We start from the raw sequence: 26,495 nt of genomic DNA on the forward strand, positions 1-26,495 counted from the left end.
CGGGGGGCCGGTCACGCATTCGGCCGCGTTGGCCGCGGGGGGGGGGGGGGCCGCGGGCCCCCCCCCCCCCCCGCCCCCGCCCCCCCCCCGCCCCGGGGGGGGCCCCCCGGGGGGGGGGGCCCCCCCACGACAGCGATCTGACTGAACGCGGCCAGGTCGCCACAGTCCGGGTCGCCACAGTCCGGGTCAGCACACTCCGGGTCAGCACACTCCGAGCCGGCTACGACCAGGCGGCCACCAGATATCCCACGCCGTAAGGGGCTGCCTCGTACAGCAGCTCACCGCTCAGACCCGCGTCCTCGGCCGCGCCCGCCAGCACCTGCCAGGGCGCCCGTCCCGCCGCCTTGAGGTCGTACGCCAGCTCCGCGTCCAGTGCCTTCAGCGCCGCCACATCCGCCGTTTCCAGGGCCCGCGCCACCTTCTCGTCGAACGCGGCGGCCCGCTCGTCGAGATAGCCGGGCGCCTTCAGCGAGCGGGACGCGCTGGCGTCGCCCATCACGAGCAGGGCCACCCGGTCGGGGCCCGTCGCGATCTCCTGTCCGGCTTCCGCGCAGCGCTCGGGATCCAGACGTTCCCCCACGCCGAGTCCGTCGACCGGGGCGGCCGACCAGCGGACGTGCTCCAGCAGCCAGGCCGCGACCGCGAGGGAGGACGGTAGCCCGGGCCCGGGACGCGGACCGGCGGCGGCTCCGTCCCCGGACCCGCCGAGGACGACATCGACCGCCACTCCGAAGCCCCGGAAGGACCCGGCCGAACCGTGCGGGTGCGGCCCCCGGCCGTCCTCACCGGCGGGCCCGACGACGATCAGCCGGTCGGGCCGGGCGGCGGCCAGCACCCCGAGGGCGCCGGCGCACGCGGCGCGCGCCGCGTCCAGCTCGGAGGCCGCGCCCGCGGCCACGGCGGGCACGAGCAGCGGAGGACAGGGACAGACGGCAGCGGCGACGAGCATGATCGCACCCTAACCCGGACGGATCAGTCCCGGATCACTCGCCCGAGGCGCCCGGATCACTCCCTCAGGGGGGGTTGATCACTCGACGGCGCAGCCGCCCGTCACGACGGGGAGCGGGGCCGGCACACCGACCGTCGGCAGGCCCAGCAGCACGCCGGCGGGCTTCGCGTCGCGCGCCGCCTTCCGCTTCTCCCAGGCGTCACCGGAACGGGTACGGCGCACCGTCCGGGTGGACCCCTCGGCGAGCAGGTGGTGCGGGGCGGCGTAGGTGATCTCGACGGTCACCACGTCACCCGGGCGTACCTCTTCGTCGGGCTTGGTGAAGTGCACGAGACGGCTGTCGGGGGCGCGTCCGGAAAGCCGGTGGGTGGCACCGTCCTTGCGTCCCTCGCCCTCGGCGACCATGACGTCCAGGGTCCGGCCGACCTGACGCTTGTTCTCCTCCCAGGAGATCTCCTCCTGGAGGGCGGACAGGCGCATGTAGCGCTCCTGGACGACCTCCTTCGGGATCTGCCCCTCCATCTCGGCGGCGGGGGTCCCGGGCCGCTTGGAGTACTGGAAGGTGAAGGCCTGCGCGAAGCGCGCCTCGCGCACCACCCGCATGGTCTCCTCGAAGTCCTCCTCGGTCTCGCCGGGGAAGCCCACGATGATGTCGGTGGAGATGGCGGCGTGCGGGATGGCGGCGCGCACCTTGTCGATGATGCCGAGGTAGCGGTCCTGCCGGTACGAACGGCGCATCGCCTTCAGGATGGTGTCCGAGCCGGACTGCAGCGGCATGTGGAGCTGCGGCATCACGTTCGGGGTCTCGGCCATCGCCGCGATCACGTCGTCCGTGAAGTCACGCGGGTGCGGTGAGGTGAAGCGGACCCGCTCCAGGCCCTCGATCCCGCCGCAGGCGCGCAGCAGCTTGGAGAATGCCTCGCGGTCGCCCATGTCGGAGCCGTACGCGTTGACGTTCTGGCCCAGCAGCGTGACCTCGGAGACGCCCTCCGCGACCAGCGCCTCGACCTCGGCCAGGATGTCACCGGGACGACGGTCCTTCTCCTTGCCGCGCAGCGCCGGCACGATGCAGAAGGTGCAGGTGTTGTTGCAGCCGACGGAGATGGAGACCCACGCGGCGTAGGCGGACTCCCGGCGGGTCGGCAGCGTGGAGGGGAAGGCCTCCAGCGACTCGGCGATCTCGACCTGCGCCTCCTCCTGGATACGCGCGCGCTCCAGGAGGACCGGCAGCTTGCCGATGTTGTGCGTACCGAAGACGACGTCGACCCAGGGCGCGCGCCGCACGATGGTGTCGCGGTCCTTCTGCGCCAGACAGCCCCCGACGGCGATCTGCATGCCGGGCCGTTTCGTCTTCATCGGGGCGAGCCTGCCCAGATTTCCGTACAGCTTGTTGTCGGCGTTCTCCCGCACCGCGCAGGTGTTGAAGACGACGACATCGGCATCGCCGTCGGCGCCGTCGGGCGCGCGGACATAGCCGGCCCCCTCCAGCAGACCCGACAGCCGCTCGGAGTCATGGACATTCATCTGGCACCCGTAGGTGCGCACCTCGTAAGTCTTCGCGCTCATCTCGCCCACCAGGGTACGGGGTCGGCCGGGCCCGGCGCCCGTGGCTTCCATCGGACAGGGCCTGGCCATTACGGGGAGTGAGCTGGCAGGATCGCGTCATGGCCACCCTGCCGTCCCGGATCAGCCGCAGCCGTGCCGTCCAGGGCGCCGCCGCGGCACTGGTGGCGCTCGGGCTGCTGGCGTGGTGGCTGCTGCCGATCGGGGCGCCGGCGCCGAGCGGCTCGATCACCTTCAGTACGGGGGTGACCAGCGGCGTCTACCAGCGGTACGGCGCACTGCTCAAGGACGATCTCGCGCACGACCTGCCCGATGTCTCGATACGGCTGCGGACCAGCGAGGGATCGCAGCAGAACATCGCACGGGTGGCGAGCGGCGAGGCCGACTTCACCATCGCCACGGCCGATGCCGTCGCCAAATACCAGAAGGACGCCAAGCCGGGCGCGGACTCCCTGCGCGGCTGCGCCCGGTTGTACGACGACTACGTGCAGCTGGTGGTCCCTGCCGGTTCCGCGGTCCAGTCCACCGCCGGGCTGCGGGGCAGGAGGGTCGCCGTGGGGCAGGAGGGATCAGGGGTCCGGCTGATAGCCGACCGGATCCTGCGGTCCGCCGGGGTCGACCCCGAGAGGGACATCACGCCGGTCCCGGCCGGCATCGACACCATGCCGGGCCTCCTCGAACGGGGCGACCTGGATGCCTTCTTCTGGTCGGGCGGGCTGCCCACCGCGGCCGTGCAGCAGCTGTCGGAGCGCTTCGACATCCGGCTGGTGCCGCTGGACCCGGCACTGATCACCTCGTTGCGCGCCTCGGGCGAGGCCGCCTCGCGCTACTACCGCTCCGCGGAGATACCCGCCGACGCCTACGGCGAGGTGCGCAACGACACGGCCGTCACGACCGTGGCGGTGGCGAATCTGCTGGTGACCACCGACCGGATGGACGCCCCGCTGACGGAGGGCTTCACCCGGACCGTGATCGACAGCCGGGACCGGATCGGCCACGAGGTGCATCCGGCGCAGCTGGTGGATCTGCGGACCGCGATCTACACCGACCCGCTGCCACTGCACGAAGGCGCCAGGCGCTACTACCAGTCGGTCAAACCGTAGCGGGCGCCCACGGAGGCGGGACGCTCACGCCGTGGGGGACGACCTCGGGACCGTGAGCGTGACGCGCAGGCCCCCCGGCTCACCGTGCGTGTACGCGATCGAGCCGCCGCCCGCCGCGAGCAGCGCCCGCGAGATGGACAGACCGAGACCCGACCCCTTGATGTTCTGATGCCGGTTGCTGCGCCAGAACCGGTCGCCGATTCTGGCGATCTCACCGTCCGTCAGTCCCGGTCCGCCGTCATGGATGACGATCGTGGACGTGAGGCCGTCGCGCGCGGCCGAGACGGTGACCTCCTCGCCGGCGGGGGTGAACTTGAGTGCGTTGTCGATCACGGCGTCGAGGGCGCTGGAGAGCGCGACGGGGTCGGCCCACGCGGTGACGGCGGCCGGGTGCTCGGTCAGGCGTACCCCTTTCTCCTCGGCGAGGGCCCGCCAGGCGGCGACCCGCTCGGCCACCAGCTCGCCTATGTCGGTGAGCCGCAGGTCGGCGGCGGTGTGCTCGGCCAGGGCCAGGTCCAGCAGATCGTCGAGGACCTGGGCGAGACGCTTGCCCTCGGTGCGTACGGAGGCGATCTCCTCGTTGCCGTCGGGCAGTTCGAGGGCGAGCAGTTCGATGCGGAGCAGCAGGGCGGCGAGCGGATTGCGCAGCTGGTGGGAGGCGTCGGCGACAAAGGCGCGCTGCTGCTCCAGCACTTCCTCGACGTTGTCGGCCATCTCGTTGAACGAACTCGCGAGGCGGCGCAGTTCCGGCGGTCCGCCGGCCGCCGCGACCCGGGAATTCATCCGGCCGGTGGCGATGTCGTGCGTGGCCGCGTCCAGCACCCGTACGGGCCGCAGCACCCAGCCGGTCAGCCGGAAGGCGGCCCCGACCGCGACGAGCATGGCCGCCGCCTCGCCCGCGGCGATGAGCAGCCAGCCCCGCAGGATGCGTGACCGCATCTGACCGGTGGGCGAGTCCGTCACCACGACCGCCACGACGTCCCCGTCCCGTACGACCGGCGAGTCGACGATGAGCCGGCCGTTCTGCCAGGGCCAGACCTGCTCGGGGTCGTCGCTGCGGCGGCCCAGCAGGGCTTCCTGGAAGGACTGGCGTCCCTCGCCGGTACCGGGCACGGTCCAGTTCTCCGGGGCCCGGGCCATGGCGCCGTGGTCCCGGTAGAAGACGCCCGCCCTGATCCCGTACACCTCGTAGTAGCGGGTGAGTTCCTCCTCCAGCATGACCGCCCGCTCGTCGGTGCCGGTGCGGCCCTCGGCGACGAACTGGGCGAGCGCCGCCACCCGCGCCGTGTCGTCGATCCGGTCGACGACGACCCGCTGTTGCTGCGCGGCGGCGAGACTCACGGCGAGCGGGAAGCCGAGGGCGAGGAGGACGCCCGCCATGAGGATGATGAGCAGCGGCAGAAGTCGGGTGCGCACAGGGCTACGGACCCGGGTGGGCGGACGGGACGACCAGGCTGTACCCGACGCCGCGTACGGTCTCGATGAGCGCGGGCATGCCGAGCTTGCCGCGCAGGGACGCCACATGCACTTCGAGCGTGCGGCCGGTCCCTTCCCAACTGGTCTGCCAGACCTCACTGATGATCTGCTCACGGCCGAAGACGACACCGGGCCGCTGGGCGAGCAGGGCCAGCAGGTCGAACTCCTTGCGGGTCAGCTGGACGGTCTCGTCGTCCACGCTCACCCTGCGGGTGGGCAGTTCGATGGTGAGGCGTCCGAGCCGGTGAACCGTCTCGGCGGCCTGGCCGGGCTCCTCACCGGCCGGGGTGCGCCGGCTCACCGCGTGGATGCGGGCGAGCAGTTCGCCGGTGTCGTACGGCTTGACGACGTAGTCGTCGGCGCCGAGGTTGAGGCCGTGGATCCGGGAGCGGACGTCGGCCCGCGCGGTCACCATGATCACCGGAGTCGCGGTGATCTTCCGCATCTTGCCGCAGACCTGATAGCCGTCCTGGTCCGGCAGTCCGAGGTCGAGGAGGACCACCGCGAACGGTTCCTTGCCGGCGTTGGCCGCCGGCAGCAGCGCCTGCAGCGCCTCCTCGCCGCTCCGGGCGTGCACGACGTCGAACCCGTGCTTGGCGAGCACCGCCGACAGAGCGGCGGCGACGTGGTCGTCGTCCTCGACGAGCAGCAGCCTCATGAGCCCCCTTCGCGGTCGTGTTCCCCGCGCACGGTCACCGTGCGCGGTCAGTGTGCCTGGTCGTACGGGTGACCGGCCTGCGTGGTCGGTCGGTGTGGGTGGTGACTGTGCGTACCAGGGCATCCACGCCCATGACATGGCGCCAGTCAAGACTTTCCCCGTTACGCCAAGGTTTCCGTTACCCACCCGGTACTGCCTTCACCGCTTCGCGCACGCTCAGTATCCAGCTGCGGCCGGATCGTTATGCTCAATTTCCGCTCAGATGTAATGACGCTGATCGCAGTGCGTGAATAAGGTCCTCCCAATCGAGGAGGACGGAGCAAAAAGCCGATGAGCGAAGTGTCAGTGACCACGGGCACCGAGGACGCCGTGCCGGCGGCGGGCGACCTGGTCGTACTGAGCAACGTCAACAAGCACTTCGGCGCGCTGCATGTGCTCCAGGACATCGACCTGACCATCGCCCGTGGCGAGGTCGTGGTCGTCATCGGGCCTTCCGGGTCCGGCAAGTCCACACTGTGCCGCACCATCAACCGCCTGGAGACGATCGATTCGGGCGCGATCTCGATCGACGGCGATCCGCTGCCGCAGGAGGGCAGGGAACTCGCCCGGCTGCGCGCCGATGTCGGCATGGTCTTCCAGTCGTTCAACCTCTTCGCGCACAAAACCGTGCTGGAGAACGTCACGCTGGGCCAGATCAAGGTCCGCAGGACGGCCAAGAAGGACGCGGAGGAGAAGGCGCGCGCTCTGCTGGACCGCGTGGGTGTCGGCTCCCAGGCCGACAAGTACCCGGCGCAGCTCTCGGGTGGTCAGCAGCAACGCGTCGCCATCGCACGGGCGTTGGCGATGGGGCCGAAGGTCATGCTCTTCGACGAGCCGACCTCGGCACTCGACCCCGAGATGATCAATGAAGTACTTGAGGTCATGCAGCAGCTGGCGCGCGACGGAATGACGATGGTCGTCGTCACCCACGAGATGGGCTTCGCACGCTCGGCCGCGAACCGGGTCGTCTTCATGGCGGACGGCCGGATCGTCGAAGAGGCCACGCCCGACGAGTTCTTCAGCAATCCGCGCAGCGACCGTGCCAAGGACTTCCTGTCGAAGATCCTGCATCACTGAGGGATCCCGCGTCACCGAGTGATCCCGCATAGCCGAGTGATCGTGCGTCACCGAGTGATCGCACGTCACCGAGTCGATCCCGCTTCACCGAGTCACAGCTCTCGCGAGCTCGGCAGAACCTGATTCGTCCACGTCTCACCCGAGGGAAGTCCACGCATGAAGCTTCACAAGGCAAGCGCTGCCGCCGCCGCGGCACTCGTCCTCTCCCTGACGGCCACGGCCTGCGGCAGCGGCGACAGCGGTGACGACGGCGACGGCGGTGGAAAGATCACCATCGGCATCAAGTTCGACCAGCCGGGACTCGGTCTGAAGAAGCCGGACAACACGTACGCGGGCTTCGACGTCGATGTCGCCACGTACGTCGCCAAGGAACTGGGCTACGAGGCCAAGGACATCGTCTGGAAGCAGGCTCCCAGCGCCGAGCGCGAGAACCTGATCTCCAACGGTGACGTCAAGTTCGTGGTGGCCAGCTACTCGATCAACGACGCGCGCAAGCAGAAGGTCGACTTCGCGGGACCGTACTTCCTGGCCCACCAGGACCTGCTGGTCCGCTCGGACGACAGCTCGATCGCCCAGGCCGCCGACCTGAACTCCAAGAAGCTCTGCTCGGTCACGGGTTCCACCTCGGCGCAGAACGTGCACGACAAGCTCGCCCCCAAGGCGGAACTCCTTCAGGTCGGCGGCTACTCGGAGTGCCTGACCGGTCTGGAGAACAAGGCCGTCGACGCGCTGACCACGGACGACTCCATCCTCGCCGGTTACGCCGCGCAGAAGGAGCACCAGGGCAAGTTCAAGCTCGCGGGCCTCAAGCTCAGCGACGAGAACTACGGCATCGGCCTCAAGAAGGGCGACACCGCCCTCCAGACGAAGATCAACGCCGCTCTGAAGAAGATGGAGTCGGACGGCTCCTGGGAGAAGGCCGTGAAGGCCAACTTCGGTCCGGCCAAGTACCAGAACGAGCCTGCCCCGAGCATCACCGAAGGCAGCTGAGACAGCAGTGACGCGCCGCCGGCCCGTCCGGCGGCGCGTGCGCGTACCTACCAGCCAACCAGAGGAGAGCGCGGGTCATCGTGTTCGACTTTCTTGATTCCGGGCGATACGACCTGCTCGGCGCCTTCTGGGTGACGGTGCAGCTCACCCTCTATTCCGCGGCCGGTTCGCTCGTCTGGGGAACGCTGCTCGCGGGAATGCGCGTCAGTCCTGTGCCCCTGATGCGCGCCTTCGGCACCACCTACGTCAACGTGGTCCGCAACACCCCGCTGACCGTGATCATCGTGGCCTGCTCGCTCGGGCTCCAGCAGACGCTCGGGGTCACGCTCGGCGGCCATGACTTCACGACCATGGGTTTCCGGCTCGCCGTGCTGGGACTTGTGGCCTACACCAGCACCTTCGTCTGTGAAGCCCTGCGTTCCGGCATCAACACCGTGCCCGTCGGCCAGGCGGAGGCCGCCCGCGCCCTGGGGCTGAGCTTCTTCCAGGTCCTGCGGCTGATCGTGCTCCCCCAGGCGTTCCGTTCCGTCGTCGCGCCGCTGGCCAACGTGCTGATCGCGCTGACCAAGAACACCACGGTGGCCGCGGCGATCTCCGTCGCCGAGGCCGCCGCCCTGATGAAGACCATGGTCGAGAACGAGGCCGACGCGCTCCTCGCCGTGTTCGCGGTGTTCGCGTTCGGTTTCATCGTTCTCACCCTTCCGACCGGCCTGTTCCTGGGCTGGGTCAGCAAGCGAGTGGCGGTGAAGCGATGAGCGGCACGTCCGTTCTGTACGACGCGCCCGGCGTACGCGCCAAGCGGCGCAACATCCTCTACACGATCGTGTTCGTGGTCCTGTTCGCGCTGGCCCTCTGGTGGACGCTGTCCGCCATGGCCGACAAGAACCAGCTGACGTCGGAGAAGTGGAGTCCGTTCGTCACGGACTCCGAGGTCTGGACGACGTATCTGCTGCCGGGTCTCGGTGAGACCCTCCGGGCGGCGGCACTGGCCATCGTGATCGCCGTGCCGTTCGGCTCGCTGCTGGGCATCGGACGGCTCTCCGACCACGCCTGGGTACGGGTACCGGTCGGCGTCGTGGTCGAGTTCTTCCGCTCGATCCCCGTGCTGCTGATGATGCTGTTCGCCAACGCGCTGTACGCGCACTTCACCAACGTCTCCTCCGACATCCGCCCGCTGTACGCGGTGGTGACCGCCCTGGTGCTCTACAACGCCTCGGTCATCGCCGAGATCCTTCGGGCCGGCATCCTGGCGCTGCCGTACGGCCAGACCGACGCCGGCAAGGCGATCGGCATGCGCAAGGGCCAGACCATGACGTACATCCTGCTTCCGCAGGCGGTGACCGTGATGCTCCCCGCCCTGGTCAGCCAGGTGGTCGTGATCGTCAAGGACACGGCGCTGGGCGGCGCGATGCTCAATCTCCCGGAGCTGCTCTCGCAGAACCGCACGATCACGGCGAACTACGGCGCCAACACCATCGCCGCGTTCACCGTCATCGCCCTGATCTACATCGCGCTGAACTTCCTTCTGACCAGCTTCGCCGGCCGGCTGGAGCAGCGGCTGCGCCGGGGCAGGAAGAGTACGGGCACGGTTCTCGGAGCCGTCGACGCCCAGGGGGCCGGCACTCCGGGGCACACGATGACCGGCAGCAGCGTCTGAGGCGGCGGGGACGAGCGGTGTACGCGCCGCTCCCCCTGTCGCTTGACGCGAGGAGTCCCAGTGGGTTGCATACGTTCTGTGATCACACACCGGGCTCCCGCAGCCACTGACCGCACGACCTCATGGGCCGGAGGGGCCGCGCCGTGGACCCGGTGATCGTCGCCGGCGCGGGCCCCGTCGGACTCGCGCTCTCCCTCGCGCTCGCCGCGCAGGGCGTGCCCGCCGTCGTCCTCGACGAGGGGCCGGGTACGGACGATCCGCGCCCGGCCCGCACGGCTGTCCTGCGCCACGACACCGCGGCCCTGGTGGCCCGGCTCGGCTGCACCACCCTCCGTGACGAGGGTGCCCGGTGGGTCGGCTGGCGCTCGATGCGCCGCAAGCAGCTGATGCGGGAACTGCCGCTCGGCGAGGACGGCGACCCGGCCCCCCTGCACATTCCGCAGCACGCCCTGGCGCGCGGCCTGCGCAACGCCATCGCCGACCAGGACCTGGTGCGGGTGGTGACGGACAGCCGTCTGGACTCGCTGGAGCAGGACGCCCGCGGAGTCACCGTGCACACGCGCGGGCCCGGGGCGACCTGGTGGCGCGGCAGCCACCTGGTGGGCTGCGACGGCGCCAGGTCCACGGTGCGCAAGCTCCTCGACATCCGTTTCCCGGGACGTACGGCGGTGGAGCGGCACGCCGTCGCCGCACTCCGCGCCGAGCTGCCCTGGCCCGGCGAAGCGATGCTGCACCGGCAGCCGCCCTGGCGCACCGGCGGCGACGAGGTGTCGGCCCGGCCGCTCCCGGACGGCGTATGGCGCCTCGACTGGCTGCTGCCCGCACGGGGCGAGTTGGTCACGCCCGACGCGCTGGTGGCACGTTTACGGGACACCCTGGCCGGCTGGTGCGGCGAGACACCCCCGTACGAGCTGCTCGACACGGGCGTCTACACGCTGCACCACCGGCTGGCCCAGCGCTGGCGGGTGGGGCGGGCCTTCCTCGCCGGGGACGCGGCGCACCTGCTCGGCGCCGTCGGCACCCAGGGGCTCGACGAAGGACTGCGTGATGTCGGCAACCTGGCCTGGAAGGTGGCCGAGGACTGGCACCACGGAGCGTCGCAGACCCTGCTGGACAGCTACCAGGCGGAGCGGCGCACCGCCGTCGCCGCCCGGCTGCGCGCTGCGGACCAGTCGCTGCCGATACTGCGGGGCCGCGGCGGTCTGCGAACGTACATGGGCGGTGGCGCACGGGGACACGACGCCCTGCTCGCCGACGGGCATCTCGGGTACGGCCCCCTGGGAGCACCGCCCTCCTATCCGCACTCCCCCCTCGCACCTCCGTACGCCGAGGCGCAGACAGCGGTCGGCACGCCCCCCGGTGCGCCGGTCGCCGATGTCCGGGTGACCGCGCCCGACGGCACGACCGGGCCGCTGCGGGACCGGCTCGGCCGGGGGCTGCTGCTGGTGATGCTGGTCGCACCGGGGACCGGGGTGTGGGACCGGCGGCACTGGCTGACCGCCGGGGTGATGCCGCGGCTGGCCGCCGCGGTGACCGCCCTGCCGGTACGGGCCGAACTACTGGTCACCGAGGCCTATCCGGGCGCCTCCGCGCACAATGTGCTGCTGGTACGGCCGGACGGGCACCTCGTCGCGGCCTTCGGCGGGGTGCGCCCCGCGGACCTGTACGCGGCGGCGGACGCGGCGCGCGGCGGCGCTCCCCCGGAGGTGACCGCCCTGCCCGCCGGTGACCGCACTGCGAACATCGATTGACCGTCGCGGGCGCGCGTGGTGTACTCCGGAACGTGACCGACACCGATGTGCGCCTGTGGCGGAGGGTCCATATGGACCTGCTCCGCTATGCGGGCTGCGTGTGTCGCCCTTCCTGCTGATTTCGCTCTCTTCCCGTGCTCGCCGCTCCGCGGCCGTGCCTCGTCGCGACTTCTCAGGACGGTCACCATGTCTGCTCCCGCACACCTCCCCGCGCCCGCCGCTTCCGCTTCCCTCGCCTCCGCGCCCGCCGCCTCCGGTCCGACCCCTGCCGAGCTGTTGGACTTCGTCCGCAGGACCGCGGTCGACGCCGAGCTGATCGCCTCGCTCCCGCTGGATCCCGAGGGCCGTACGTGGATCCGGCTCGACGGTCCGGCCGGCAGCGAGGCGTGGCTGATCAGCTGGCCACCGGGCACGGGGACCGGCTGGCACGACCACGGCGGCTCGCACGGCGCGTTCGCCACGGCGGCGGGCGCCCTCCACGAGGACTCGCTGGCGGCCCGGCTGCCCACCGAGGGGTGGAAGACGCTGGAGCTCGCCGAGGGGGTCGACCGCGAGCGGCAGTTGTCGGCGGGCGAGGGCCGGGCGTTCGGCCGACACCACGTGCACGAGGTGCGGAACGACTCCGGGACCGAGCACGCCGTCTCCGTCCACGCCTACTATCCGCCGCTGCCGCTGATGCGGCGCTACAGCCGCACGGGCCCGGTGCTCCGGCTTGAGCAGGTCGAGCGTCCGGAGGAGTGGCAGTGAGCGAGCGGATCGGGATCGATGAACTGCTGGAGCGGGTCCGCCAGGACCTGGACCGGATATCGCCGCACGATGCCTTCGAGGCGGCCGCCGACGGCGCGCTGCTGGTGGACATCCGTTACGCGGCCCTGCGGGAGCGGGACGGGCTGATTCCGGGAGCCCTGGTCGTCGAGCGCAATGAGCTGGAGTGGCGGCTCGATCCACAGGGCAGCCATCGTGCGGCCGAGGCCACGAGCCACGATCTGCGGGTGGTGGTGATCTGCAACGAGGGGTACGCGTCGAGCCTCGCGGCGGTCTCGCTGCGGCAGCTGGGACTGCACCGCGCGACCGACCTCGTCGGCGGATTCCAGGCATGGAAGGCCGAGGGGCTGCCGGTCACCCCGTGAGCGGGTGACCGGGACAGGTGCGACAGCCCGGTGACCCCCGGCAGGTCGCGGTGCTGTCCGGTGCGGAGGCGCTCGTCCAAGCGGAAACCGGTCCCTGCGCACGAAGACCACGAAGACCACGACGAGACGAAGACGGCCGGAAAAGACCACAGGAGACGGCCCGGAAACGGTGCGGGTGGCGTACGGGGGCGTACGAGCCCACGCCGGTCCTAGGAAAAGCTCTCGTCCAGCCCCTCGGTGTCTTCGCCCTCCTCCTCCAGCGCCTGCCTGACCACCCGCAGCGCCATCCCCTCGGCATACCCCTTGCGGGCCAGCATGGACGCGAGCCGGCGCAGCCGTCTGTCGCGCTCCAGACCACGGGTGGCCCGGAGCTTGCGGGAGACGAGCTCGCGGGCGGTGGCCTCCTCCTGATCGGAGTCGAGCTGTCCGACCGCCTCGTCGATCAGAGCCGCGTCGACCCCCTTCGTGCGCAGCTCCCGCGCGAGAGCCCGCCGGGCGAGGCCCCGGCCGTGGTGCCGGGACTCCACCCAGGCGTCCGCGAACGCCGCGTCGTCGATCAGCCCCACGTCCTCGAACCGCGAGAGCACCTCCTCGGCGACGTCCTCGGGGATGTCCCGCTTCGCCAGCGCGTCCGCCAGCTGTTGACGGGTGCGCGGAGTCCCGGTGAGCAGGCGCAGACAGATCGCCCTCGCCCGCTCCGCCGGATCCTGGGGTGGCGACTCCGGCCCGGCCCCCGCCGGGGCCGGGTGCTCGCCCGGTCGTTCCGTTCGTCGCCTCTTCGCGTACGGCACGGTACGGACTAACTCTTGGCCGTGGCCGCCTTGGCCGACCTGGCCTTGGCGGCAGTGGCGGGTACGGACTTCACCGGATCGTCGGCCGGGGCGGGAGCGGTGGCCGCGTCCGCGCCGGGCTCGGCCGCCGTGGCCTCCGGCCTGACGCCGATACCCAGCTTCTCCAGGATCTTCTTCTCGATCTCATTGGCGAGATCGGGATTGTCCTTGAGGAAGTTGCGGGCGTTCTCCTTGCCCTGGCCGAGCTGGTCGCCCTCGTACGTGTACCAGGCGCCGGCCTTCCGTACGAAGCCGTGCTCCACGCCCATGTCGATCAGGCCGCCCTCGCGGCTGATGCCATGGCCGTAGAGGATGTCGAACTCGGCCTGCTTGAAGGGCGGCGCGACCTTGTTCTTGACGACCTTGACGCGGGTGCGGTTGCCGACGGCGTCGGTGCCGTCCTTCAGGGTCTCGATACGACGGATGTCGAGGCGCACCGAGGCGTAGAACTTGAGCGCGCGGCCACCGGTCGTGGTCTCCGGCGAGCCGAACATCACACCGATCTTCTCGCGGAGCTGGTTGATGAAGATCGCGGTGGTCTTGGACTGGTTGAGCGCGCTGGTGATCTTCCGGAGCGCCTGGCTCATCAGTCGCGCCTGCAGACCGACGTGCGAGTCACCCATCTCACCCTCGATCTCCGCGCGCGGCACCAGGGCGGCCACGGAGTCGATGACGATCAGGTCGAGCGCCCCGGAGCGGACCAGCATGTCCACGATCTCCAGTGCCTGCTCACCGTTGTCCGGCTGGGACAGGAGCAGGTTGTCGATGTCGACGCCGAGCTTCTTCGCGTACTCGGGGTCAAGGGCGTGCTCGGCGTCCACGAAGGCCACCGTGCCGCCGGCCTTCTGCGCGTTCGCCACGGCGTGCAGCGTCAGCGTCGTCTTGCCGGAGGACTCCGGGCCGTACACCTCCACCACGCGGCCGCGCGGCAGACCGCCGACACCGAGCGCGACGTCGAGCGCGGTCGATCCGGTGGGGATCACTTCGATGGGCTCGTTCGGCCGCTCGCCGAGGCGCATCACCGCGCCCTTGCCGAATTGCCGTTCAATCTGTGCGAGGGCGGCGTCGAGCGCCTTCTCGCGGTCGGTTCCTGCCATGGATTCCACCCGATTTGCTTGAGTCGATCGCTTCACATCAAAGACGCTATCCCCTGCCACTGACAACGCGTCCCGACGCCCTCCCGGCCTGTGGACAACTCTGTGGACAACTCCACCGCCATACCCGTGTCGGCCGACCCGGGAAACGTCGGCCCCCCACCTCATAAGAATAGATGTTCGATTTTAATGTCAAGCGCGCCACGCGACGCTCCGTGCACGGGCGACCGCGTTCCCGGTTCCTGTGGCAGGTCGGCCCTGCCCTCGGGCGAACGGGTATGTCGGCGAGGGATCCAGATGTCACGGGACACCTGCACCGGCGACTACGCGGGCGGCAGGTCCTCCGGCCGGCCGCCCGCGTCCGCGCGCGGCGCGCGCCGCACCCTGCGCGGAAGCGTCCCGTCCCCCCGCGGAGCGCGGCCCCGCACCCGCGGGTCGTCCGTCACGTCGTACCGCTTCACATACGCACCGAGGAACGCCTGCAGCGTGGCGACCGCCGGGATCGCGATCAGCGCGCCGACCGCCCCCAGCAGCGCCGTACCCGCGACGACCGAGCCGAAGGCCACCGCGGGGTGGATGTCCACGGTCCTGGCGGTGAGCTTGGGCTGGAGTACGTAGTTCTCGAACTGCTGATAGATGAGCACGAATCCGAGCACCCAGACGGCGTACCAGGGGTTCACGGTGAAGGCGATCAGCATCGGCAGGGCGCCGGCCAGATAGGTGCCGATGGTGGGGATGAACTGCGAGACCAGGCCGACCCACACCGCGAGCGCCGGGGCGTACGGCACACCCAGGATCTCCAGCAGGATGTAGTGCGCGATACCGGATACCAGCGCCATCAGGCCGCGTGAGTAGAGGTAGCCGCCGGTCTTGGCGACCGCGATCTCCCAGGCGCGCAGCACTTCCGCCTGCTTGGCCGGCGGCAGTACGGAACAGAGCGCGCGCCGCAGCCGTGGCCCGTCCGCCGCGAAATAGAACGAGAACAGGAAGATCGTCAGCAGCCGGAACAGACCGCCCAGCACGGTCGTGGAGACGTCGAGCACTCCCGTCGCGCTGTTCTGCACATACCTCTGCAGCCAGTCGGAGTGGATCAGACTGTCCTGCACGGCGACCCGGGACAGCTCCGTGTGGAAGGTGTCGTTCGCCCAGTTGATCACCGAGTCGAGGTACTGGGGGAAGCCCTCGACCATGGTGACGATCTGGCCCGCCAGGATCGAGCCGAGCATGGCCACGAATCCGGCGCTCGCGATCACCACCCCGAAGAAGACCAGGAAGGTGGCGAGTCCACGCCGCATACCGCCGGCCGACATCCGGCTCACGGCCGGTTCGACCGCCAGAGCCAGGAAGAAAGCGATCAGCACGTTGATCAACAGCCCGATGAGCTGATGGAACGCCCAGCTGCCCAGCTGGAAGCAGGCGACGAGCGCCAGTGCGAGGATCATCGCGCGCGGCAGCCAGCGGGGCATGCGGGCCCCGCCTCCGTCGGCCGTGGATTCGCCCGCGGCGCCGGCCGTGGACGGCGGCGCACCCGGGGAGGTGGGCTGAGGCGGGATCAGCCGTTGAATGTCCGGTTCGGTCTCGTCAGTCGGTGCCACGGAGCCAGTCTCGCCTACCGGTGGGACAAGCGATGACGCGAGTGGCCGGGGATCGTGGCGCCGGCCGGCCTCCGGCCGGGTCGCGTCACCGTCTGTCGGCGGGGACGCCCATGGCGGCGCAGACCGCGCGCCAGACGTCCTTCGCCTCCCAGCCGGCGTCCAGTGCCTCGTGCACCGTCCGACCGCCCAGTTCGGCCATCACATGGTCACGGGCGAAGGAATCGGCGTAGACCGCACCGAAGTGGTCCGCCATCCGTTCCCAGAAAATCGTCAACCGCATGCCCTCAGTATCGCGCCCCTGAGAGTGCAGCCCGGCCTGTCCCTTCCGCCGCCGAACGTTTCCGCCCTACGGTCGGAGCATGGCCGCCACCACAGCAACCACCGCTTCCCCCCTCGCCCGCGCCGAGCACTTCATCTGGCTGACGGCGCGGGTCCTCGAACAGCGACGGTTCGCGTACCACTTCCTGGACGGCGGGGAGGAGCCCGTGGAAGCGGCCCTCCTGGCGTACCGCAACGAGGACGACGGATACGGCCACGCGCTCGAACCCGATCTGCGGGGCCCGGTCAGCCAGCCTCTCCACACGGCGCACGCGCTGCGTGTCCTCGACTCCATCGGGCGTTGCGACGGGGCGCGGGTCGAGCGGATCTGCCGCTATCTCACGGCGGTGACAACGCCGGAGGGGGCGCTGCCCGCGCTCCACCCCTCCCTGCGCGGCTATCCGTTCGCGCCCTTCCTCCCGGTCGTCGACGACCCGCCGGGCGACCTGCTGGCGACCGGTCCGGTGGCCGGGCTGCTGCATCGCAACGAGGTCTGGCACGCCTGGCTCTTCCGCGCCACCGACTTCTGCTGGGCGGCCGTCGAGTCGCTGGAGGAGTCGCATCCGTACGAGGTGGAGGCCGCCGTCGCCTTCCTGGACGGCGTCCCCGACCGGGCGCGGGCCGAGGCGGCGGCCGACCGGCTCGGCCGGCTGGTGCGGGAGGGCGGACTGGCGGTGCTGGATCCGGAGCGCCGTGCGGAGTACCCGGTGTCTCCGGGATACGCGCCGGGCGAGCACCACTTTCCGCACGACTACGCGCGGGTGCCGGGGTCGCTGGCCCGGCGCTGGTTCACGGCGGAGGAGATGGAGCGGTCGCTGGACTTCCTCGCCGGCTGCCAGAGGGAGGACGGCGGCTGGCCGGTCACCTGGCACGCCTGGGCTCCGGGCACCGCGCTGGAGTGGCGGCCGATCGTGACCATCGAGGCGCTGCGGACGCTAGGGGCCTACGGCCGTCCCGTCGGCTGACCACGCCGGCCGGCGCGGCGAACACCGGTCGGCCCGGCGAACACCGCGACGGCACCGCCGACGCATCACGGAGGCGCCGCGACGGCTGTTTTCCCAGGTCCGGGCGATTGTCAGTGGCCGGGTGCACGATGGGGGCATGGCACGGACCGCGCTCGACTCCTTCTCTCCCGCGACCCGCGGCTGGTTCACGGGGGCTTTCCCCGCGCCCACCCCGGCGCAGGAAGGGGCCTGGCGTGCCATCGGGGAGGGCTCCGACGTGCTCGTCGTGGCCCCGACCGGCTCCGGCAAGACCCTGGCCGCCTTCCTCGCCGCCCTGGACCGGCTGGCGTCGGTGCCCCCGCCCGCCGAGGCGAAGAAGCGCTGCCGGGTGCTGTACGTGTCTCCGCTCAAGGCCCTCGCCGTCGATGTGGAACGGAATCTGCGCAGCCCGCTCACGGGAATCCGGCAGGAGTCCGCACGGCGCGGGCTGCCTGAGCCCGAGGTGCGCGTCGGTATCCGCTCCGGCGACACCCCGGCCGCTGAGCGCCGGTCGATGGCCACCAGACCGCCGGACATTCTGATCACCACCCCGGAATCGCTGTTCCTGATGCTCACGTCCTCGGCGCGGGACGCGCTCGCGGGGATCGAGACGGTGATCCTCGACGAGGTGCACGCCGTCGCCGGGACGAAGCGGGGTGCCCATCTCGCGCTGTCCCTGGAGCGGCTCGACGAGCTGCTGCCGCGCCCGGCCCGCCGGATCGGGCTGTCGGCGACGGTGCGCCCGGTGGAGGAGGTGGCCCGGTATCTGTCGCCCCAGCGCCGGGTGGAGATCGTCCAGCCGCCCTCCGGCAAGGAGTTCGACCTCTCCGTCGTCGTCCCGGTGCGGGACCTCGGCGAGCTCGGCGGGTCGCCCGCGTCGGAGACGGCCGGCGCGGAGAAGCCGTCGATCTGGCCGCATGTGGAGGAGCGGATCGCCGATCTCATCCAGGCGCACCGCTCCACGATCGTCTTCGCCAACTCCCGCCGCCTGGCCGAGCGCCTGTGCAACCGGCTCAACGAGATCGCGTACGAGCGTGCGACCGGGCAGCCGATGCCCGAGGCACACGCCCCTGCCGAGATCATGGCCGAGTCGGGCGCGGCCAAGGGCGCGCCCGCCCTGCTGGCCCGCGCGCACCACGGCTCCGTGTCCAAGGAGCAGCGCGCGCAGGTCGAGGAGGACCTCAAGGCGGGCCGGCTGCCCGCCGTCGTGGCCACGTCCAGTCTGGAGCTGGGCATCGACATGGGGGCGGTGGATCTGGTCGTCCAGGTCGAGTCACCGCCCTCGGTCGCCTCCGGCCTCCAGCGGGTCGGCCGCGCCGGCCACCAGGTGGGCGCCGTCTCCACCGGTGTCGTCTTCCCCAAGTACCGGGGCGACCTCGTACAGGCCGCCGTGGTCACCGAGCGGATGCGCGGCGGTTCCATCGAAGCGCTGCGCGTCCCGTCCAATCCGCTGGACGTGCTGGCGCAGCAGCTGGTCGCCATGGTCGCCCTGGAGGGCAGGCAGGCCGACGATCTGCTCGCCCTGGTCCGCCGGGCCGCGCCGTTCGCGTCGCTGCCGGAGTCCGCCTTCACCGGCGTGCTCGACATGCTCGCCGGGCGCTATCCCTCCGATGCCTTCGCGGAGCTGCGCCCGCGCGTGGTGTGGGACCGCGTCGGCGGTACGGTCACCGGCCGGCCGGGCGCGCAGCGGCTCGCGGTGACCTCAGGGGGCACCATCCCCGACCGCGGCCTCTTCGGCGTCTTCCTGGCCGGGTCGGACCCCAAGAAGGGCGGCGGCCGGGTCGGTGAGCTGGACGAGGAGATGGTGTACGAGTCCCGGGTGGGCGATGTCTTCACCCTGGGCACCTCGTCCTGGCGGATCGAGGACATCACCCGTGACCGTGTCCTGGTCACCCCCGCCCCGGGCACCCCGGGCCGGCTGCCCTTCTGGAAGGGCGACCAGCTGGGCCGCCCGCTGGAACTGGGCCGCGCGGTGGGCGCGTTCCTGCGCGAGGTCGGCTCCCTCTCCGAGGAGGACGCCCGGCTGCGGCTGCTGACCGCGGGGCTCGACGCCTGGGCCGCCGACAACGTACTGGCGTATCTCGACGAGCAGCGCCGCGCCTGCGGCCACATTCCCGACGACCGGACGATCCTCGTCGAGCGGTTCCGCGACGAACTGGGCGACTGGCGCGTGGTGGTGCACTCCCCCTTCGGCGCCCAGGTGCACGCACCGTGGGCGCTGGCCCTGGGGGCCCGCCTCGCCGAGCGGTACGGCATGGACGCGCAGGTCATGCACGCCGACGACGGCATCGTGCTGCGGCTTCCCGACGCCGACCTGATGGGTCTGGACCTCCTCGACGACGAAGCCGACCGCACCGGCACGGCCTTCGACAGTGAACAGGCCCCCATCGGGGCCGCCGACGTCGCCTTCGACCGGGGCGACATCAGTGGGATCGTCACCGACCAGATCGGCGGCTCCGCGCTGTTCGCCTCCCGGTTCCGGGAGTGCGCCGCGCGGGCGCTGCTCCTTCCCCGTCGCAGCCCGGGCAAGCGCACCCCGCTGTGGCAGCAGCGTCAGCGCGCCGCCCAACTCCTCCAGGTGGCGAGCGAGTTCGGTTCTTTCCCGATCGTGCTGGAGGCCGTCCGGGAGTGCCTGCAGGATGTCTTCGACGTGCCCGGTCTCACCGAGCTCATGGGCGACATCGAATCCCGGCGGGTGCGGCTGATCGAGGTCACCACCCCGGAGCCCTCCCCCTTCGCCCGGTCGCTCCTCTTCGGCTATGTCGCGCAGTTCCTGTACGAGGGCGACTCACCCCTGGCGGAGCGGCGGGCCGCCGCGCTGTCCCTCGACTCACGTCTGCTCGCCGAGCTGCTCGGGCAGGCCGAGCTGCGTGAGCTGCTCGACCCGGACGTGCTCACCGACCTGGAGCAGGAGCTCCAGTGGCTCACGGAGGACCGGCGCGTCAAGGATGTCGAGGGCGTCGCCGACCTGCTGCGCGTTCTCGGGCCGCTCACCGACGGAGAGCTGACCGAGCGGGGGGCGCGGCCGGCATGGGCCGGGGATCTCGCCGCGGCCCGCCGCGCCATCAAGGTCCGGATCGGCGGGGCCGACCACTGGGCGGCCGTCGAGGACGCGGGACGGCTGCGCGACGCGCTGGGCACGGCACTGCCGGTCGGTGTCCCCGAAGCGTTCACCGAGCCGGTCAAGGACCCCCTCGGCGATCTCCTCGCCCGGCACGCCCGTACGCACGGCCCTTTCACCTCGTCCACGGCCGCCGAACGCTTCGGCCTGGGCACAGCGGTCACGGACGGCGCCCTGCAGCGCCTCGCCGCGAGCGGCCGGGTCGTCCAGGGTGAGTTCCATCCGTCGGGAATCGGGCAGGAGTGGTGCGACGCCACCGTGCTGCGCAGGCTTCGCCGCCGCTCCCTGGCCGCACTGCGTCAGGAGCTGGAGCCGGTGGCGCCCGCCACACTCGCCACCTTCCTCCCCCAGTGGCAGCATCTGGGCGGCAACGGCCTGCGCGGAATCGACGGACTGGCCCGGGCCGTCGAGCAGTTGCAGGGCGCTCCCGTCCCGGCCTCGGCCCTGGAGAGACTGATCCTCCCGTCCCGGGTCTCCGGTTACACACCCGCGCTGCTGGACGAACTGACCACCACGGGCGAGGTCCTGTGGGCCGGAGCGGGCGCCCTGCCCGGCAAGGACGGCTGGGTCTCCCTCTATCTCGCCGACGCCGCACCGCTGTTGCTTCCTCCTCCGCACCCTCTGGAGCTGACCGCCCTTCACGAGTCGGTGCTCACCACGCTCTCGGGGGGCTACGGCCTGTTCTTCCGGCAGATCGCCGACCAGGTCCGCGCCACCACGCACCCCGACGCGGCCGATCCCCAACTGGCCGACGCCCTGTGGGACCTGGCCTGGTCGGGCCGGCTCACGAACGACACCCTGGCGCCGCTGCGCGCGCTGCTCGGTTCCGGCCGCACGGCGGGGTCGACGGCGCATCGCGCGCGCCGCCCGGTGCCGCGCGGACGGTACGGCACCCTCACCGCCGCCGCCAGGACCGCCTCCCGGACCGGCCCGCCGACGGTCAGCGGCCGCTGGTCGCTGCTGCCCGCCCAGGAGCCGGACGCCACGCACCGTGCCCACGCACTGGCCCGTACGCTCCTGGACCGGCACGGCGTGGTGACCCGGGGGGCGGTGGCAGCCGAAGGTGTCGAAGGCGGCTTCTCGGCGACGTACCGCGTGCTGTCCGCCTTCGAGGACAGCGGTCAGGCCCGCCGCGGCTATGTCGTCGAAGGGCTGGGCGCCGCGCAGTTCGCGATGGACGGCGCGGTCGACCGGCTGCGCGCGGCGGCGACGGCCCGCGACCGCGCCGCATCCCCGGCGGCTCCCCGCGCCGTGGTCCTGGCCGCGGCCGACCCCGCCAACGCCTATGGGGCGGCGCTGCCCTGGCCCGAGCCACCCTCCGGCGCCGGCCACAAGCCGGGCCGCAAGGCCGGTTCGCTGGTCGTCCTCGTCGACGGCGAGCTCACCCTCTACATGGAGCGCGGCGGCAAAACGCTGCTGGCCTGGCCCGCGGACCCGGAGGACCCCGCGCTGCGCGCGGCCGCCGAGGCCCTGGCGGGGGCGGCGCGCCGGGGCGCGCTCGGCACCGTCACGGTGGAGCGGGCCAACGGAGCCGCGGCCCTGACCTCGCCTCTGGGCCGCACCCTGGAGTCGGCGGGCTTCCACGCCACCCCGAGGGGCCTGCGGCTGCGGGCGTAAGGCGGGTGTGAGAGGCGGGTGTGAGAGGCGGGTGTGAGAGGCGGGTGTGAGAGGCGGGCGCGAGACGGCAGGCGCGAGGGCCCGAGCGTCTCGGACTCAGGTACAGAGCAGACGTGCTTCAGAGCAGGGCAGTTGACGACCCCTCAGCGAGGGGAGGGCGCTCCGGCCCGGCGGTTTTCCCCTCTGCCCGCCGCGACCCTGCCCGCCGCCGCGACGACGTGACATGCACCGGGAGCAGGCTCAACCCCCAGCCGCCCGCGGCTATCGCCCCCTCGACGGCCCCGGCATGGTCCGGCGCCAGGGCGAGCCGCAGGACGGCCCACCACCACACACCGCCCAGGGCGAGGGCCGGCGGAAGGATCCATCGCCTTGCCAAGGGTGCCTCCTCCGGCCGGCCGGTCGCTCTCCGCAGTCTCCCCCGGCCCCGCCCGCGCCGCATCCAGAACGGACTACGCGCTCTCCGCCTGGAACATCCAGGCGTGCTTCTCCAGGTCCGCCGTCACCTGGATCAGTACGTCCTGGGTCACCGGGTCCGGTTCATCCGTCACCTCGACGCGTTCACGCATCCGCGTGATCACCGCACCGAGCGCGTCCACCATGAGCCGCACGGCGTCCGCGTCCTTGATCCACCCGTTGGGCACCGTACCGATCGCGCTCGTCGCCGCCACCGTCCCGGCCCGCCCGTCCGGCGTCACCCCGATCGCGGAGGCGCGCTCCGCCACCGTGTCCGAGTGCTGGCGCGCCGTGGTCACGACCTCGTCGAGCTGCAGATGTACGGAGCGGAAGCGCGGACCGACGATGTTCCAGTGGACCTGCTTGGCGACCAGCGAGAGATCCACCAGATCCACGAGCGCGCCCTGCAACGCCTCACCGACCAGCTTCAGGTTCTCCTCGGACAGGGAACTCTTCACGACAGACATGCATGTCCTCCGGTTCCGTTCGTCGGATATCGCGTTCGCACGCACTTTCCACCATGGCACAAATCACACAAAAGCAGGCATTTGGAACGGCATCGGAGACGATCGCCGGGGCGACGGCTGAGACGGCACGCACGCCTGCGAGAACGACTAAGCCCCGGCCGGTCACAGGGACCGGCCGGGGCTGAGGTCGAACGCTACGGAATCCCGTGCCGTTCCCGGCGCGCCTCGCCCTGTCGGGCAAACGTCGCCGGCCACGACACCGGGCCTGTCCCGCGGACCTTCGCGGGAACAGGACCTAGGCGGCGACCACGTCCACCGCCTCCGCAGGCACCTTGATTGTCACCCGCTCCGTCGGCACACCGGCCACCGACGTCACAGAGACGGAATTGAGCATTGGGCGTACTGGCGCAGGCACCGGCTCATTGGCCGTCGCCGACGCAGCCAGCTCGGCCAACGACAGTTCGTCGCTCACTTCACGCATGAGCTCGGACATCCGTACGTCAAGCGCGTCGCAAATGGCGGAGAGCAGCTCGGAGGATGCCTCCTTCTGCCCCCGCTCCACCTCGGAGAGATAGCCGAGCGAGACTCGGGCGGACGAGGAGACTTCGCGCAGAGTACGGCCCTGGCGCTGGCGCTGCCGACGCAGCACGTCACCCAGCAGGCGACGGAGCAGAATCATCGGTGGCTCCCTCCTCGGACCGCGTAGCCGCATCCTTCACGCCCCACCGTACCGCCTCGCGCTGCGGCCGTGCGGGGAGCGATGTCGTGTTCACTCAGGGCTGCAAACATCAATTCCCCCCGTTCTGTTCCGTATCCTGTGCCCGCGCGTTCCCGGAGAGTTCGCCCAGGAGCAGGGCGAGCACACTGCGCACGCTCTCCTTACGGATGTCCGCCCGGTCGCCGTTCAACCGCAGAGCGCTCACATTCCAGGTGTCTTCCGGTCCCGCGACCGCGACGTACACGGTGCCCACGGGCTGTCCGTCCTGCGGATCGGGTCCCGCCACGCCGGTCGTCGCCGCACCCCAGTCGGCCCCGAGCACCCGCCGCACCCCGGCCGCCATCTGGCGCGCGACCTCCGGGTCCACCGCGCCACGCTCGGCCAGGAGGGGACTGTCGACGCCCAGAATGTCCCGTTTGAGATCCGTCGCGTAGGCCGTGACGGACCCGCGGAAGGTCCGGGAGGCGCCGGGGACCGATGTCAGCTCCGCGGCCACCAGACCGCCGGTCAGGGACTCCGCGACGGCCAGCGTGGCCCCGCGCTCCGCCAGCAGCGCCAGCACCCGCGCCGCGCCGGCTCCGGGCGCGGCGTCATTCGCCGCGCGGACCGGAGCCGGAGCGTCCGTCACCGCGCGGACTCCGCCGCGGCCCGCTCCGCGGCGAGCCCCTGGCGCCGCAGTACGACCGCCTGTCGCACGTAGTCCAGGCCGGTGAGCACCGTCAGCACGACGGCGAGGGCCATCACCCAGAACCGCAGCGTGGCCAGCGGCCCGGTCAGCGCCAGCACGTACATCCCCGTGGCCGTGCCCTGCGCCAGGGTCTTCACCTTGCCCCCGCGACTGGCCGGAATGACCCCGTGCCGGATCACCCAGAAGCGCATCACCGTGATCCCGAGTTCACGGAAGAGGATGACCCCCGTCACCCACCACGGCAGGTCACCGAGCGCGGAGAGGCAGAGCAGCGCCGCGCCCATGATCGCCTTGTCCGCGATCGGGTCGGCGATCTTCCCGAAGTCGGTGACCAGGTTGTACGTACGGGCCAGGTGGCCGTCGAAGATGTCCGTGATCATGGCGACGGCGAAAGCCGCCCACGCCCAGGCACGCCAGGCGGGATCGAAGCCGCCTGCCTGGACCATCAGCAGCACGAAGCCCGGCACGAGTGCCAGCCGCACCATGGTCAGAATATTGGCGATGTTCCAGAGACTGGCCTGATTGACCGCCACGGCCCCCAGCTTGCCCCCGGGCCCGGACCCCTGCTTGGCACCGGCGCCGCCCGCCACCGGCTGCGCACCGGCGCCGCCGGCCGCGGACGCCGGGACTCCGGTCATCTGGCCGCCCCCTCGCCCAGGGTCCGGGATCCGTCCCCCGTCAGGCCGTGGTATTCGACGACGAGGTCCACTCCCTCGGTGCCGACCACCTTCGCGTCGACCATCCGGCCGGGAACCAGGCCCTCGCCCGACGTGAAGATCACCTGACCGTCCGTCTCGGGCGCCTGGTGCGCCGCCCGGCCCACCGCAGGCTCCTCGTCGCTGTCCGGGTCGACCGATTCGACGAGCACCTCAAGGCTCTCGCCGAGCCGCTCCTCGGCGCGCTGGGCGGTCAGTTCCTCGGCGAGCCGCGACAGATGCGCCAGACGCTCGTCGATGACGTCCTGGTCCAGCTTGTCGGCGTACGTCGCGGCCTCGGTGCCGTCCTCGTCGGAGTAGCCGAAGACGCCGATCGCGTCGAGGCGCGCACCCGTGAGGAAGCGCTCCAGCTCGGCGAAGTCCGCCTCGGTCTCGCCCGGGAAGCCGACGATGAAGTTGGAGCGGACGCCGGCCTGCGGCGCCTTGCCGCGGATGGTGTTCAGCAGCTCCAGGAAGCGTTCGGTGTCTCCGAAGCGGCGCATCGCGCGCAGCACACCGGGCGCCGAGTGCTGGAAGGAGAGGTCGAAGTACGGCGCGATCTTGGGCGTCGACGTCAGCACGTCGATCAGTCCGGGGCGCATCTCGGCGGGCTGCAGATAGCTGACGCGTACCCGCTCGATCCCGTCGACGGCCGCCAGCTCGGGCAGCAGCGTCTCCAGCAGCCGGATGTCGCCGAGGTCCTTGCCGTACGAGGTGTTGTTCTCGGAGACGAGCATGACCTCCTTGACGCCCTGTTCGGCCAGCCAGCGCGTCTCGCCCAGCACATCGGAGGGACGGCGGGAGATGAAGGAGCCGCGGAACGACGGGATGGCGCAGAAGGAGCAGCGCCGGTCGCAGCCGGACGCGAGCTTCACGGAGGCGACGGGGCTGCGGTCCAGACGCCGCCGCAGGGGCGCCCGCGGCCCGGAGGCCGGGGCAAGCCCCTCCGGCAGGTCCTCGGGGGCCACGAGGAGGTCGCCCTCCCCCGGGGCGGGTGCCGGGGCGAGGTCACCGTGCCCCGGCAGGGCCACCCCGCCGGCGGCCTGCCGCTCGACGGGGCTGAGCGGCAGCAGCTTGCGGCGGTCGCGGGGGGTGTGGGAGGCGTGGATGCCGCCGTTGAGGATGGTCTGGAGCCGCTCGGAGATGTCGGCGTAGTCGTCGAAGCCGAGCACACCGTCCGCTTCGGGGAGGGCCTGCGCCAGCTCCTTGCCGTAGCGCTCGGCCATGCAGCCGACCGCGACGACGGCCTGGGTTCTCCCCTGATCCTTGAGATCGTTGGCTTCGAGGAGGGCGTCGACGGAGTCCTTCTTCGCGGCTTCGACGAATCCACAGGTGTTGACGACGGCTACGTCAGCGTCCGAGGCGTCCTGGACGAGCTCCCAGCCGTCCGCTGCCAAGCGGCCTGCGAGCTCCTCCGAGTCCACCTCGTTACGGGCGCAGCCAAGAGTGACAAGGGCGACGGTACGGCGTTCGGGCATGGGCCTAAGACTACTTTGTCCTGGCCCCGCCCCTGCCGTGCAGGG

Annotated in this window: 24 protein-coding genes and 1 pseudogene; 11 read left to right on the forward strand and 14 right to left on the reverse strand. The window is 71.3% G+C overall.

Features of this window, described 5'->3' with window-relative positions; genetic code table 11:
- Positions 1-220: 220 nt before the first annotated feature.
- A complete protein-coding gene (locus tag ACIBAE_RS21945) occupies positions 221-949 on the reverse strand; it encodes a class III extradiol dioxygenase subunit B-like domain-containing protein (RefSeq protein WP_399288089.1) in 729 nt (242 codons plus the stop codon).
- Positions 950-1,027: 78 nt separating this feature from the next.
- Complete coding sequence (gene miaB / locus ACIBAE_RS21950; protein ID WP_399288092.1) at positions 1,028-2,515, reverse strand: tRNA (N6-isopentenyl adenosine(37)-C2)-methylthiotransferase MiaB; 1,488 nt, start codon at positions 2,513-2,515, stop codon at positions 1,028-1,030.
- 98 nt (positions 2,516-2,613) lie between these two features.
- Here miaB and ACIBAE_RS21955 point away from each other — a divergent pair, with 98 nt between their 5' ends.
- Positions 2,614-3,615, forward strand: coding sequence for a TAXI family TRAP transporter solute-binding subunit (locus ACIBAE_RS21955; RefSeq protein ID WP_399288095.1), 1,002 nt, complete (start codon positions 2,614-2,616; stop codon positions 3,613-3,615).
- 24 nt (positions 3,616-3,639) lie between these two features.
- On the opposite strand, the gene ACIBAE_RS21960 is transcribed toward ACIBAE_RS21955, so the two are convergent.
- Together ACIBAE_RS21960 and ACIBAE_RS21965 are read right to left on the reverse strand one after the other, a co-directional pair.
- Positions 3,640-5,031, reverse strand: coding sequence for an ATP-binding protein (locus ACIBAE_RS21960; protein ID WP_399288098.1), 1,392 nt, complete (start codon positions 5,029-5,031; stop codon positions 3,640-3,642).
- 4 nt (positions 5,032-5,035) lie between these two features.
- Entirely contained in the window at positions 5,036-5,749 is a 714-nt protein-coding gene (locus ACIBAE_RS21965) for a response regulator transcription factor (RefSeq protein ID WP_399288101.1), read from the reverse strand.
- Positions 5,750-6,079: 330 nt separating this feature from the next.
- On the opposite strand from ACIBAE_RS21965, the gene ACIBAE_RS21970 reads away from it, so the two are divergent.
- From ACIBAE_RS21970 to ACIBAE_RS22005, 8 genes are all read left to right on the forward strand, one after another.
- The gene (locus ACIBAE_RS21970) at positions 6,080-6,865 is read left to right on the forward strand and encodes an amino acid ABC transporter ATP-binding protein (protein WP_399288104.1); all 786 of its coding nucleotides are present in this window, start codon (positions 6,080-6,082) and stop codon (positions 6,863-6,865) included.
- A gap of 156 nt (positions 6,866-7,021) precedes the next feature.
- Positions 7,022-7,855, forward strand: coding sequence for a glutamate ABC transporter substrate-binding protein (locus ACIBAE_RS21975; RefSeq protein WP_399288107.1), 834 nt, complete (start codon positions 7,022-7,024; stop codon positions 7,853-7,855).
- An 80-nt stretch (positions 7,856-7,935) separates the two neighbouring features.
- Positions 7,936-8,610, forward strand: a complete 675-nt coding sequence (locus ACIBAE_RS21980) for an amino acid ABC transporter permease (protein ID WP_399288110.1) — start codon at positions 7,936-7,938, stop codon at positions 8,608-8,610.
- Complete coding sequence (locus tag ACIBAE_RS21985) at positions 8,607-9,512, forward strand: amino acid ABC transporter permease (RefSeq protein ID WP_399288113.1); 906 nt, start codon at positions 8,607-8,609, stop codon at positions 9,510-9,512. The genes ACIBAE_RS21980 and ACIBAE_RS21985 overlap by 4 nt, the downstream gene beginning before the upstream one ends.
- Before the next feature lie 143 nt (positions 9,513-9,655).
- Positions 9,656-11,263 (forward strand): FAD-dependent monooxygenase, encoded by a 1,608-nt coding sequence (locus tag ACIBAE_RS21990; protein WP_399288116.1) that lies wholly within the window; start codon positions 9,656-9,658, stop codon positions 11,261-11,263.
- 47 nt (positions 11,264-11,310) lie between these two features.
- Positions 11,311-11,382: a putative leader peptide gene (locus tag ACIBAE_RS21995; RefSeq protein ID WP_310851512.1), complete on the forward strand. Its 72-nt coding sequence runs from the start codon at positions 11,311-11,313 to the stop codon at positions 11,380-11,382.
- A gap of 67 nt (positions 11,383-11,449) precedes the next feature.
- Positions 11,450-12,010, forward strand: a complete 561-nt coding sequence (locus ACIBAE_RS22000; protein ID WP_399288119.1) for a cysteine dioxygenase — start codon at positions 11,450-11,452, stop codon at positions 12,008-12,010.
- Entirely contained in the window at positions 12,007-12,393 is a 387-nt protein-coding gene (locus ACIBAE_RS22005; RefSeq protein ID WP_399288122.1) for a rhodanese-like domain-containing protein, read from the forward strand. The genes ACIBAE_RS22000 and ACIBAE_RS22005 overlap by 4 nt, the downstream gene beginning before the upstream one ends.
- A gap of 209 nt (positions 12,394-12,602) precedes the next feature.
- On the opposite strand, the pseudogene recX reads toward ACIBAE_RS22005, so the two are convergent.
- The 4 genes and pseudogenes from recX to ACIBAE_RS22025 all read right to left on the reverse strand — a co-directional run.
- Positions 12,603-13,268: pseudogene (gene recX, locus ACIBAE_RS22010) on the reverse strand (recombination regulator RecX); the annotation flags it as partial.
- Positions 13,193-14,320 (reverse strand): recombinase RecA, encoded by a 1,128-nt coding sequence (gene recA, locus ACIBAE_RS22015; RefSeq protein ID WP_399288125.1) that lies wholly within the window; start codon positions 14,318-14,320, stop codon positions 13,193-13,195. The gene recA and the pseudogene recX, both read right to left, overlap by 76 nt.
- A gap of 320 nt (positions 14,321-14,640) precedes the next feature.
- Positions 14,641-15,912: an AI-2E family transporter gene (locus tag ACIBAE_RS22020; RefSeq protein ID WP_399288128.1), complete on the reverse strand. Its 1,272-nt coding sequence runs from the start codon at positions 15,910-15,912 to the stop codon at positions 14,641-14,643.
- 85 nt (positions 15,913-15,997) lie between these two features.
- Positions 15,998-16,192, reverse strand: a complete 195-nt coding sequence (locus tag ACIBAE_RS22025) for a DUF3046 domain-containing protein (RefSeq protein WP_399288131.1) — start codon at positions 16,190-16,192, stop codon at positions 15,998-16,000.
- A gap of 79 nt (positions 16,193-16,271) precedes the next feature.
- Here ACIBAE_RS22025 and ACIBAE_RS22030 point away from each other — a divergent pair, with 79 nt between their 5' ends.
- Both ACIBAE_RS22030 and ACIBAE_RS22035 read left to right on the forward strand, forming a co-directional pair.
- Positions 16,272-17,195 carry a hypothetical protein gene (locus ACIBAE_RS22030; protein ID WP_399288134.1) on the forward strand — a complete coding sequence of 308 codons (924 nt, stop codon included), beginning with the start codon at positions 16,272-16,274 and terminating at the stop codon, positions 17,193-17,195.
- A 136-nt stretch (positions 17,196-17,331) separates the two neighbouring features.
- Positions 17,332-21,951, forward strand: a complete 4,620-nt coding sequence (locus tag ACIBAE_RS22035) for an ATP-dependent helicase (RefSeq protein ID WP_399288137.1) — start codon at positions 17,332-17,334, stop codon at positions 21,949-21,951.
- A gap of 118 nt (positions 21,952-22,069) precedes the next feature.
- On the opposite strand, the gene ACIBAE_RS22040 is transcribed toward ACIBAE_RS22035, so the two are convergent.
- The 6 genes from ACIBAE_RS22040 to rimO form a co-directional block, all read right to left on the reverse strand.
- A complete protein-coding gene (locus tag ACIBAE_RS22040) occupies positions 22,070-22,327 on the reverse strand; it encodes a hypothetical protein (protein ID WP_399288140.1) in 258 nt (85 codons plus the stop codon).
- A 73-nt stretch (positions 22,328-22,400) separates the two neighbouring features.
- Positions 22,401-22,871, reverse strand: a complete 471-nt coding sequence (locus ACIBAE_RS22045) for a Dps family protein (RefSeq protein ID WP_399288143.1) — start codon at positions 22,869-22,871, stop codon at positions 22,401-22,403.
- A 295-nt stretch (positions 22,872-23,166) separates the two neighbouring features.
- A complete protein-coding gene (locus tag ACIBAE_RS22050; protein ID WP_399288146.1) occupies positions 23,167-23,550 on the reverse strand; it encodes a helix-turn-helix domain-containing protein in 384 nt (127 codons plus the stop codon).
- A gap of 109 nt (positions 23,551-23,659) precedes the next feature.
- Complete coding sequence (locus ACIBAE_RS22055) at positions 23,660-24,151, reverse strand: CinA family protein (protein ID WP_399288176.1); 492 nt, start codon at positions 24,149-24,151, stop codon at positions 23,660-23,662.
- A 62-nt stretch (positions 24,152-24,213) separates the two neighbouring features.
- A complete protein-coding gene (gene pgsA / locus ACIBAE_RS22060) occupies positions 24,214-24,915 on the reverse strand; it encodes a CDP-diacylglycerol--glycerol-3-phosphate 3-phosphatidyltransferase (protein ID WP_399288149.1) in 702 nt (233 codons plus the stop codon).
- Positions 24,912-26,450: a 30S ribosomal protein S12 methylthiotransferase RimO gene (gene rimO / locus ACIBAE_RS22065; protein ID WP_399288152.1), complete on the reverse strand. Its 1,539-nt coding sequence runs from the start codon at positions 26,448-26,450 to the stop codon at positions 24,912-24,914. The genes pgsA and rimO overlap by 4 nt, the downstream gene beginning before the upstream one ends.
- Positions 26,451-26,495: the final 45 nt, after the last annotated feature.

Origin of the sequence: Streptomyces sp. NPDC051569, assembly GCF_044454085.1 — a bacterium.
GTDB lineage: Bacteria > Actinomycetota > Actinomycetes > Streptomycetales > Streptomycetaceae > Streptomyces.

What these genes read in the sequence shown, in the direction of transcription:
- ACIBAE_RS21945 (WP_399288089.1), bottom strand. Translation starts at nt 949, where the DNA reads ATGCTCGTCGCCGCTGCCGTCTGTCCCTGTCCTCCGCTGCTCGTGCCC.
- miaB (WP_399288092.1), bottom strand. Translation starts at nt 2,515, where the DNA reads ATGAGCGCGAAGACTTACGAGGTGCGCACCTACGGGTGCCAGATGAAT.
- ACIBAE_RS21955 (WP_399288095.1), top strand. Translation starts at nt 2,614, where the DNA reads ATGGCCACCCTGCCGTCCCGGATCAGCCGCAGCCGTGCCGTCCAGGGC.
- ACIBAE_RS21965 (WP_399288101.1), bottom strand. Translation starts at nt 5,749, where the DNA reads ATGAGGCTGCTGCTCGTCGAGGACGACGACCACGTCGCCGCCGCTCTG.
- ACIBAE_RS21970 (WP_399288104.1), top strand. Translation starts at nt 6,080, where the DNA reads ATGAGCGAAGTGTCAGTGACCACGGGCACCGAGGACGCCGTGCCGGCG.
- ACIBAE_RS21975 (WP_399288107.1), top strand. Translation starts at nt 7,022, where the DNA reads ATGAAGCTTCACAAGGCAAGCGCTGCCGCCGCCGCGGCACTCGTCCTC.
- ACIBAE_RS21985 (WP_399288113.1), top strand. Translation starts at nt 8,607, where the DNA reads ATGAGCGGCACGTCCGTTCTGTACGACGCGCCCGGCGTACGCGCCAAG.
- ACIBAE_RS22000 (WP_399288119.1), top strand. Translation starts at nt 11,450, where the DNA reads ATGTCTGCTCCCGCACACCTCCCCGCGCCCGCCGCTTCCGCTTCCCTC.
- recA (WP_399288125.1), bottom strand. Translation starts at nt 14,320, where the DNA reads ATGGCAGGAACCGACCGCGAGAAGGCGCTCGACGCCGCCCTCGCACAG.
- ACIBAE_RS22025 (WP_399288131.1), bottom strand. Translation starts at nt 16,192, where the DNA reads ATGCGGTTGACGATTTTCTGGGAACGGATGGCGGACCACTTCGGTGCG.
- ACIBAE_RS22030 (WP_399288134.1), top strand. Translation starts at nt 16,272, where the DNA reads ATGGCCGCCACCACAGCAACCACCGCTTCCCCCCTCGCCCGCGCCGAG.
- ACIBAE_RS22035 (WP_399288137.1), top strand. Translation starts at nt 17,332, where the DNA reads ATGGCACGGACCGCGCTCGACTCCTTCTCTCCCGCGACCCGCGGCTGG.
- ACIBAE_RS22045 (WP_399288143.1), bottom strand. Translation starts at nt 22,871, where the DNA reads ATGTCTGTCGTGAAGAGTTCCCTGTCCGAGGAGAACCTGAAGCTGGTC.
- ACIBAE_RS22050 (WP_399288146.1), bottom strand. Translation starts at nt 23,550, where the DNA reads ATGATTCTGCTCCGTCGCCTGCTGGGTGACGTGCTGCGTCGGCAGCGC.
- pgsA (WP_399288149.1), bottom strand. Translation starts at nt 24,915, where the DNA reads ATGACCGGAGTCCCGGCGTCCGCGGCCGGCGGCGCCGGTGCGCAGCCG.
- rimO (WP_399288152.1), bottom strand. Translation starts at nt 26,450, where the DNA reads ATGCCCGAACGCCGTACCGTCGCCCTTGTCACTCTTGGCTGCGCCCGT.